Consider the following 9429-nt stretch of genomic DNA (forward strand, 5'->3'; position numbering starts at 1 on the left):
GTCTGCTAACTTATGTACAGAATCACACATGAGAGAATTAGTAGAAAATGGCTTTGAAGTTTCAGTAGTAAAAGATGCAACAGCAGCAGCAATATTACCGGGTATAAACGGTTATGAGGCAGCTCTTACTAATTTTAGAATGATAGCAAGCCATGTGTTTACTACCAAAGAAGTATTAGAGCGTTTGAAATAAGATTCTTTTTCGATAAAGGTATACATACTGTACAAGTTCAGTATTCAACAGAGAATATAGCCTCAAATAGCACATACCTTCGTAACGCCTCTATTAAAGTCACAACTGGACTAGACGGAAAAAGTACTAAGAAATTTTTTGAAGTAGATAGCACTGCCTGGACTCAGATTACAGATGCAGAGCTAAATTTTGTTATGCCGGCAGATGCTGAGGCGGCTATAACATTTTCTTCAAATCTTAAGATGGAGCAGGGTGATTTTATTCTGCTCAGAGCTATTGTTGATAACGGCGCCTTTGTGCTTTATCCCAAAGAGGTGACCCTAGCTGGGCGTAAATACCATTGGGAAGCAAACAGCGTAACTTTCAATGCTGAGGAGCTTCCTCCTGGCGCTCATACTGTTAAATTTGAGTGGAAATCAAGCCTTACTGACGAAATAGCTATTGCACAGATGGAAGCATGGTCAATTATAGTACAAACGAGAGTGAATGATTCCAAAGAAACATTCTTTGACGTGGTTTCTCAAAATGACACTGCAAGTACAATTGAAAGTTATTTTCAGGAAATACCTAATCTGGCGACTCATGTAGACGTTGATGAAGTTTCAGATATCGCAGTAACTTTCAGCGGTGTTCTCTATGGGCCGGGAGTAATAATTGTTGCTCCAATGATAGATGGTCATGTAGATACTGAGCAAGAGGTAGTTCTTCATCACCCATATATAAGTTATGAAAACGATGACTTTAAAAACCCGATCTCAAACAATACAGGAATAGCCAGCTATACATTTGCATTAAAAGAACTTTGGCCTAAAAAAGCTGGTTACGACATAGGAGTTGCTTTTAGAGTGGTCCAAGCCGGAGTTAGCACAGATCCTGCAGGCTATGTCACTGACGCAACTCTTACAGTAGACAAAAAACTAAGAATTGGACCTGACCTAGCAGTAGGCCCAAATATGGCAAGGGCTTCTAAGAAGCGCGAGTCAATTCTTGAGCCTATATATGGCGAAAGAGATGTGCTCGCTGTTATCATAGATCCACAAATTATGGAAGACCCGGCCGGAACAATGTTTTATGTTGAGATTGATGATGCTCTTAACGGAAACTATATGAGCGCTAAAGATTACTTTAGCGTAAACTCTGGTGGCAGATTAACTCTTAACAAAGCAGCTACTCTTGGGATATACCAAGCAGATCATGCTGCACAGATAACAAATGATAAAAATTATTACTTAGACCCAGAAAACTTTGACTGCGAAAGCGGCGCAGAGTACAAGGGAGGCTCCGATGCACTTCATGCAGAGGCGCTAACACAAGCTGATGCAGAGTTTGATTTTTCAGCATATGATAAAAACAATGACGGAATTATAGCTCCTAGCGAGCTTGCCATTGTGGTAGTAATACCAAGAGATTCTGTAGGCAAATCTTCAATTATGACTAGCTTTAGGCCTAAGTGTGATGGCTCTGATTTTGAACTAGACGGCGTAAGGATTACCGAAACAGTACATCTTAATACAATTTTTGATCCTTTTGGCCTAAGCGTTGATGAGAAAATAGATAACATGATGGTTGCTGCTCACGAGCTTGCTCATCATATCCTAGGTCTTGACGACGTATACGGAAAATACAAGGGTGTCCATGACGGAGTAAACTTTAATCCACTTCTGCCTTTTGAAAGTGACTGCCCTGAAGAACTAGGACCAGGTGAGGATTGTCAGAACCGTTTTGTTCACACGGCGCCTCATAAAATTTCTCTAATGACATATAAGACCGGTATGGATGTTGCCTCAACCCATCTAATGGGATTCCACAAGCTTCACTTGGGATGGGTCACACCTAAGATTCTGGAAGAAGAAGAGCAGTATGAGCTATACGATGTAAAACTTGCTGAACATGTATTTATTCTTCCAAGAAGGTTTGATACTGGACTTGAATATGTCCTTTTAGAAACCAGGTATAACCAAATTAATCAACAAGCGGAGTTTTATGACTACGGGATAATAGATAAAGGAATTTCCGTATATCATGTGGTTGAACCTGATGAGGGCTGTAAATCCCCACTAGGTGCAACTGACTCCAGCTGTAAACCTCTCAAAGCTCCTGCCTGCATGCCAACTAACATTTGGTTCGATAAGCATGCAAGCAACTTTGTAAGAGTAGGAGTTCGATTAATACAGCCAGACATGATCCACTACTGGGATGACACTTCATTCCCAGCGGGAGATGATTACACCGGGTTTAGTGTAACTATGTTTGATAGCGGCGATCAGCTACTTGATAATGCAGCTGTAGCATGTCCAGCAAATATGGCAGAGAAAATGCCGGATGACACATTCCCAATCCCATCCTTATTATGGGTAGATGGAAAGTCTAGCGGCTATAGAATAAAAAACATAATAAACACTAGCCCAAGCTATAAGTTTGATCTTGAAAACGATAACTTGTAATTACAAATTACCGCCAAACCCCATCATTACCCCCGGTTCTCTTAACCCTCTTTAGGAGAGCCGGGGATTTTTTATTTTAGAAACATTCTCAGAAAATGAACCTTTCTAAGCGCTGGAGTTACTTACTATTCAAAATCAAGTTTAGGAGGCATTGAAATGAACGACTTTGTAACTTTCGCAAAACAATTAATGGTTTTTGGAGTAATTCTATGTATATGTGTTGCTGGGATAAAACCCTCGCTTGCTAAATATACTGCAAATAATCAAACTCAAAATATTAAGTCTGCAAAGATTGCACTTCCAGACTTAAGCACGCATCCGGGTATTGAAGTGGCTGGTTTGCAGGCAAACTGGGGAGACACAATTATTATAGATGCAAGCCTAGCTACAGGATCCCATAATGGAATGTGCGTGTTTCCATACAAAGTGGATATATGGAATCTTGGAACAGCGCACACCGGGGCATTTGAGTACAGATTAAAGTCAGGAACATGGTCCATACTTGAAGGGCATCCTGGTCTTGCTGCGGGCGGATTTACTCAAGCGCAGGGCCACATTGGTCTAAAACCCGGAAAGCAGAAAGTACTCGTAGGCCTTGATAATATGAACCAGATTGCAGAGTTAAATGAAAATAACAATATTTCGCAGGCAGTAACTGTAAAACTAAAAGGCAACTGTTTATCAGTTAAGCCTTATTTTAAGAGTAAGAGCGCAAAAAACATGAAATCGTTTAGCAAATATAAATAAGCTAAAAAAATCTACTCATCTCCTTATCTCTTTAAAGCCCTGGTCGTTCAAATAAATACGAATGGCCGGGGCTTTTTTCGCTATTTTTATAAAAAATGAAAATTTCTTTGAACCTTTTTCTACCCAGGTGTTACTCACTTAGTAAATACAGATTAAAAGGAGATAAAAGATGAAAAATTTAAACCTAAAATCAGTTCAGATAGCAGCACTACTAATAATCTCAAACCTATGCATTACAGCATGGGCATTCTCAAACGAGCTTCCAGATTTAGCCGGATATCCTGGAATACAAATTGCCGGCAAACAAGCTAACTGGGGCGAGAAAATTAAGATACATGCACAAGATGCAGACTATAGCAAAGATGGAAAATGTGTGTTCCGCTATGATTTGGGTCTTGTAAATGTTGGCAGCGCACCAACAGGAGAGTTTGGATACAGGATCAATTCTTCAGGTTGGTCTACATCACAAACACATCCTGGTGTTAAAGCATATGAGCAAACCTTTGCTATAGGCGAGATTGAGCTAAAACCAGGAAAGCAAAAGTTAGTAATAAAGTTAGATAATAATGAGCAAATAACAGAATCAGACGAATTTAATAATATCCCGTTTGCACTTCAGATTGATGTAAAAGGCAAATGTAATTCAGAAAATAATTCTGAATCTATTATTGCAACAAAATAGAAGATTGCTTGGCCTAATGCCTATCCCCTAAGCCATACCCCAGACCCGGCTTCTGTAAGAAATTACAGTTGCCGGGTTTTTATTTTCATAAATTTTTTTATCCAATATTTTCTTTGAACCTTTTATATTCTGATCGTTACTAACTATTCAAAATCAACAAAAGGAGGTAAGCAAAAATGCTTATTCAACTTAATACAAAAAAAGTTTTATCAGTTTTAGCATTAGCAGTATTTATGTTTGTTGGACTCGGAGTAAATACAACATTTGCAAAATGTCCTTACGACATTTTGGCACTATGTAAGGTTGACGGCAAATGGGTTAACTGCTGTGACCATTATGGCTACACAATAAATGGTGAGGAACCATCAAACTCTTCTAACAAAGGAATTAAAAATAAAAGTTTTAAGGCTAAGAAATCTAAATCAAAGCCAAAGAAGCTTATTGTTGCAAAACCTGTACAGAAAAAGTCAGATTTTGATTTGCAGCAAAAAACACCGTCAAACGGCGGGGCATCTATTTATCAGATGAATGGCCTTAAAGGCGTTGTGCCGATGAAGCTTGCTACAAAGATGGTAAACGGCAACGAAGTAAAAGTTATGAAGATTGCCAATAAGAATGTAAATCAAAAAATGAAATGGAATGCAAAATTAGACTGTCCACAAGGGACAGGTATGAAAAGTTTCTCTATATCTACAGTAAATGGTCCTGTAACAGTTCTTAATCCGGCAAATTATTCTATTGGCAGCATGACCAAGCAGGTAAATATAAAACCATGGAGCTTAAACCATGTTGCGGAGCAGTGTCAGGATGCTCTGACTAAGCCAAACGGTAAATACCACGAAGAAGCAACTATAGCTCTTCAGCCTAATGTAAGTGAGCATGTAAGATTTCAAGCAAGCTGCTACTACCACGGCACAAATAACTACAAGCAATACAGCGGACAGGTTAAACCAAAAACAACAGTAAAATGTGTTCTAACAAATCCGCCGTACGTTCCGGAAACATAATAAATTTGTCTTCTTTCTACTCCTTCTAAAGAGCCCCTGCAGGATGCATATCCTGGAGGGGTTTTTTTGAACCATTTCTCTATCTCTTGTTACTAACTATTTAAATATAGCAAAAGGAGGAATCAACCATGATAAGGTTATCCAACTTAAACAAGGTACTAAGAGATATTAGTTTTTACACAGCATTAGTGATTTTAGCTATTACATTTTTTACATCTGTAAGCATCGTGAGCACGAAAGCTGCCACATTTAATGTAGACAGCACAATCGATGCAGTTGACGCAAATCCCGGAGACGGTATATGCGATACCGGAAAGGGCTTTTGTTCACTTCGTGCAGCAGTGATGGAGAGTAATGCACTTTTAGGTCCCGATGACATAGTGCTTGAGTCAGATTCTTACGCTATAACAATAGCAGGCGGCGATGATGCAGCAGCAAACGGTGATCTGGATATTACCGATGATGTTCTTATCCAAGGACAGGGCGCTATGGATACAACAATTGATGGTAACAATATCAATCGCGTCTTTCATATCATCAATATTAACCAGGAAGGACAGATAGAGGTCGAAATTTTTGATCTCAAGATCTTTAACGGTGAGGTAAACGATCTTGGCGGAGGAATTAGAAATTCTAGTGGGAATTTGTTATTGGAAAGAGTTTTAATCGAAGCTAACAACTCTAGAAGAGGCGGAGGTCTGGCTAACGGATCTCAGGCTACAACAAATATTAGAAGTAGCGCAATTTATGAAAACAACGTCTTAGCTGGTCCTGAGCAGTGGGGCGGAGGTATATATAACTCTGGCGAGCTTGAAATGGTTAACACTACTATAAGCAATAACAATGTGGGAGATTTGGGCGGAGGAATATTCAATGAGGGTAATTTGAATATTATTTTTTCAACTATCGCATCTAATGTTTCAGTTTCTGAAAGCTCAGCTGGAATACATCAGACAATAAGCGGATCAACAACTATTTATGCTTCAATCTTAGCCAATAACTTTAGCTTTGACTGTGGTGGAACCCTTCTAACATCCCAAGGATTTAATATATCCACAAGTAACTGCAATCTGAATCAGCCAAGTGATATGCCAAATACTAATCCGGTCATAGATTTTCTTCAGGAAACGAGCGGCGACACTATGGCTCATCCGCTACTAAATGAAAGTCCTGCAATTGATTTGGCCGGCAGTGAAGAAGCATGTCTGGATCTAGGCGTTGATCAAAGAGGTTCACTTAGACCTAGAGACGGAGACCTGGATAAAGATGCGGAGTGCGATTCAGGAGCATTTGAACTTAATCCAGAGATAGACAGTGGAGAGTCTGCAGGTGAAGGATGCTCTCTAGTTAGTATGAACAGTGTCACAACCCTTCCACTATATATGCTCGTACCAGTTTTGGTAGTTTTAGCTTTTGGATATAGAAGAAACAAAATTTCTGCAAATTAAAATTAAACAAGGGCTGCAGCTAAATCTGCGGCCCAAATTTCCCACTACTTATAATTGCCCGCAATAAAAAAACTCATACAAAATTTGAACCATTTTATGCTGTTTTGTTACTTACTATTCAAATTCAATTAATGGAGGATTTAACCATGAATAGGTTGTTTAACTTTTTAAAAGCTTTAGAAGTACCAAATATGACAATGAGTATTTTGATCCTGATCACAGCACTATTTGTATTCATTGGATCCAGCAATTTGCGTGCTGCAACATTTGAAGTTAACAGCACAATTGATGCAATTGATGCTAACCCGGGCGATGGGATCTGTGATGACGGCGATGGCAACTGCACGCTTAGGGCCGCAGTTATGGAGACAAATGATCTTGCGGGACCTGATGAGATAGTACTAAAGGCCAAAACATATTTAATTACAATTCCCGGCCCTGACCATTTTGCGATTAAAGGAGATTTAGATATAAGAGATGATCTTCTTATACAGGGACAAGGCGCTGCTAAAACAGTGATTGATGGAAGCAATTTAACCCGTGCTTTTGAGCTTCGTGACGATGATCTCATGAATAAGGTAAATGTGGAAATTTATGACCTCACTATACAGGACTGTGTGGTAGGAAACGCAGGTGGAGCTATTAGAAACCACTCAGAAAAATTACGTTTAGAGAGAGTTGAGCTTATAGCCAATTTCGCTCCTAGAGGCGGCGGTATTTATAACGGTCCAAATGGTGATACGAAAATTCTAAACTCTGGAATATACTATAATTTCGCCACAGATGATCCAGGAATGGAACGAGGCGGCGGTATCTATAATGACGGCGAATTGTTTGTAGGTAATTCAACAATTAGCAGCAACACCGCTGGAGATTTGGGAGGAGGTATTTTCAACTCAGGCGATATGCACCTTGCTTTTAATACTGTTGCAGCAAACATCACAATTGCAGGTCTTGCAGGCGGTATACACCAGACTGCAGGATCTACCGATGCTACGCTGTTTGCAAATCTGTTTGCAGATAACCAAAACGGCGACTGCGCTGGTGCTTTGGTTAAAGTTGAATCACTAGGCTATAACCTTGCAGAAGATGATTGTAATTTAAATGATCCTACTGATGAGCCAGATACTGAGTCTCAAATTGGTATGCTCGCTATGAACGGCGGTGGAACCATGACCCATGAACTTTTTGAAGGCAGCCCTGCGATAGATATGGCTGGAAACGATTTTGAATGCTTTGAAGTTGGAGTGGATCAAAGAGGAGTTAGTAGGCCCCAAGACGGAGATTTAATTGGCGAGGCTAATTGTGACGCTGGTGCATTTGAATACATTGCTAAGCCCGTTTCAGACGGTGATAGCGGCGGCGGATGTTCATTAGCCAAGAGCGGATCTGCTTCATCAATGTCTATTTATCTTCTGATACCTGTGTTCTTATTGGCAGTTAGATTTCTCAGGAGATATCAGGAAAACGTATAACACTAAATTAAAAGGGCCGCATAAATATCTTGCGGCCCAAATATATTTTTGAGTATGTGCAACAATCAAAAAGTATGGAGATAACTATTTATGTTGTGTATGATGAATAAATATTCTAAAATAATTCAAGAGATTTATGGGGAGGATGGCTCACTGAACTATAGGCGCTTATTAGTTGTTTTAATAATACTTCTCGTTGATGCTGCTGCTTATGCACAGGTGCAGCTCACCCAGACTGAAGCTGGACAGGCATTCAAAGCTGGAGACTATGAAAAAGCGCTTGAACAGTTCAACTTGCTCCTAGACGAATATCCTGAGGACTCAGTATTAATCCTCAGATATATAGGACTCTCTTACCACCGTTTAGAGCAATATGACAAAGCTATAGAATCATATGAAAAGGCGCTTGAGATTGATCCTCAAAGCGCACCTGTTATTTTCTACCTTGCCTCCACTTACTTTAAAACCAGCAATACCAATAAAGCCCGGGAACTATTTCAAAATGTAATCAATATTTCACCAGACTCGCTATATTCTGGATGGGCTGAGCGATATATGCAGGCAATAGAGCAGCAAGAAACTGTGTATGAAAGACCGGGCGGTCCAAGGCTGTATCAGGTGTTTTTACAGGTTGCCCCTCAGCTGGATTTTAATGTTCCTGAAGCCCCTAGCAGCAGTGCTTCATTCAGTGACGATGAGTCCTTTAGGTTTACAGAATATGCCTCTATAGGACTTAGAACTAAGCAGCTTGGAAACTGGTTTTTGGGAACTGATCTATCCACATACCAAAGTCAAAATACTAAGAGTGAACTAAGAGAGTTTAACCTTGCTACTTTTGATGTCTCACCTTATATCAATTATACGACAACAGTTTTAGGCAAGCCGTTTTCACCAATTCTTAGATATAATTTTAACTATGCACTATTAGATTATGACAGCTATAGCAACTCGCACTCAATTTCTGCCACTCTGAACACTGCATTAACAGAAAACACATTGACCGTCCCATTCTACAGACTAAGGTTTGATAGTTTTAATGATAAAGGGTTTGATGATTCCATATCCTCACGGGACGCAACAAATAATGCATTGGGATTTCTGCAATATTTTTTCTTTAACCAAAGGGCTGTGAATGTTTGGGCAGGATATGAATTTCAAAATAATGATGCTGATGGACTCAATTTTAACTACAATGGGCACAGGATTACTGCAGGTATCTCTACTCCTGTCATATGGGGAATTAGAACTGATCTAAGCGGCGAGTATGGAAGAGATGATTATCCCGATTTTCAAGGTCCTAGGGATAGAGAAACGAACAGAGGAAGTTTTTTTGGAAGGATTACTCGAAATATCAAGGGTCCTGTATATGGAGCATTCTCGTATAGTTATACAAATGAAAATTCCAATTACAGTGTTCTTGAATTCGATAGACA

Annotated in this window: 8 protein-coding genes; all 8 read left to right on the plus strand. The window is 39.6% G+C overall.

Annotated features, from left to right (window positions below):
• The coding region (locus tag AAF462_06565) for a cysteine hydrolase (GenBank protein ID MEM7008784.1) at positions 1–193 on the plus strand (193 nt) is incomplete at its 5' end.
• A gap of 194 nt (positions 194–387) precedes the next feature.
• The gene (locus AAF462_06570) at positions 388–2637 is read left to right on the plus strand and encodes a hypothetical protein (GenBank protein ID MEM7008785.1); all 2250 of its coding nucleotides are present in this window, start codon (positions 388–390) and stop codon (positions 2635–2637) included.
• Between the two features lie 156 nt (positions 2638–2793).
• Positions 2794–3384, plus strand: a complete 591-nt coding sequence (locus tag AAF462_06575; GenBank protein ID MEM7008786.1) for a CARDB domain-containing protein — start codon at positions 2794–2796, stop codon at positions 3382–3384.
• 169 nt (positions 3385–3553) lie between these two features.
• A complete protein-coding gene (locus tag AAF462_06580; GenBank protein MEM7008787.1) occupies positions 3554–4066 on the plus strand; it encodes a hypothetical protein in 513 nt (170 codons plus the stop codon).
• A 176-nt stretch (positions 4067–4242) separates the two neighbouring features.
• The gene (locus tag AAF462_06585) at positions 4243–5073 is read left to right on the plus strand and encodes a hypothetical protein (GenBank protein MEM7008788.1); all 831 of its coding nucleotides are present in this window, start codon (positions 4243–4245) and stop codon (positions 5071–5073) included.
• Positions 5074–5201: 128 nt separating this feature from the next.
• On the plus strand, positions 5202–6521 hold the full coding sequence (locus AAF462_06590; protein MEM7008789.1) for a choice-of-anchor Q domain-containing protein: 1320 nt from the start codon (positions 5202–5204) through the stop codon (positions 6519–6521).
• Positions 6522–6667: 146 nt separating this feature from the next.
• Complete coding sequence (locus tag AAF462_06595) at positions 6668–7996, plus strand: choice-of-anchor Q domain-containing protein (protein ID MEM7008790.1); 1329 nt, start codon at positions 6668–6670, stop codon at positions 7994–7996.
• A gap of 90 nt (positions 7997–8086) precedes the next feature.
• On the plus strand, positions 8087–9429 hold a 1343-nt coding region (locus AAF462_06600), incomplete at its 3' end, for a tetratricopeptide repeat protein (GenBank protein ID MEM7008791.1).

It is taken from the genome of Thermodesulfobacteriota bacterium (assembly GCA_039028315.1).
Classification (GTDB): Bacteria; Desulfobacterota_D; UBA1144; order Nemesobacterales; family UBA2774; genus CR02bin9.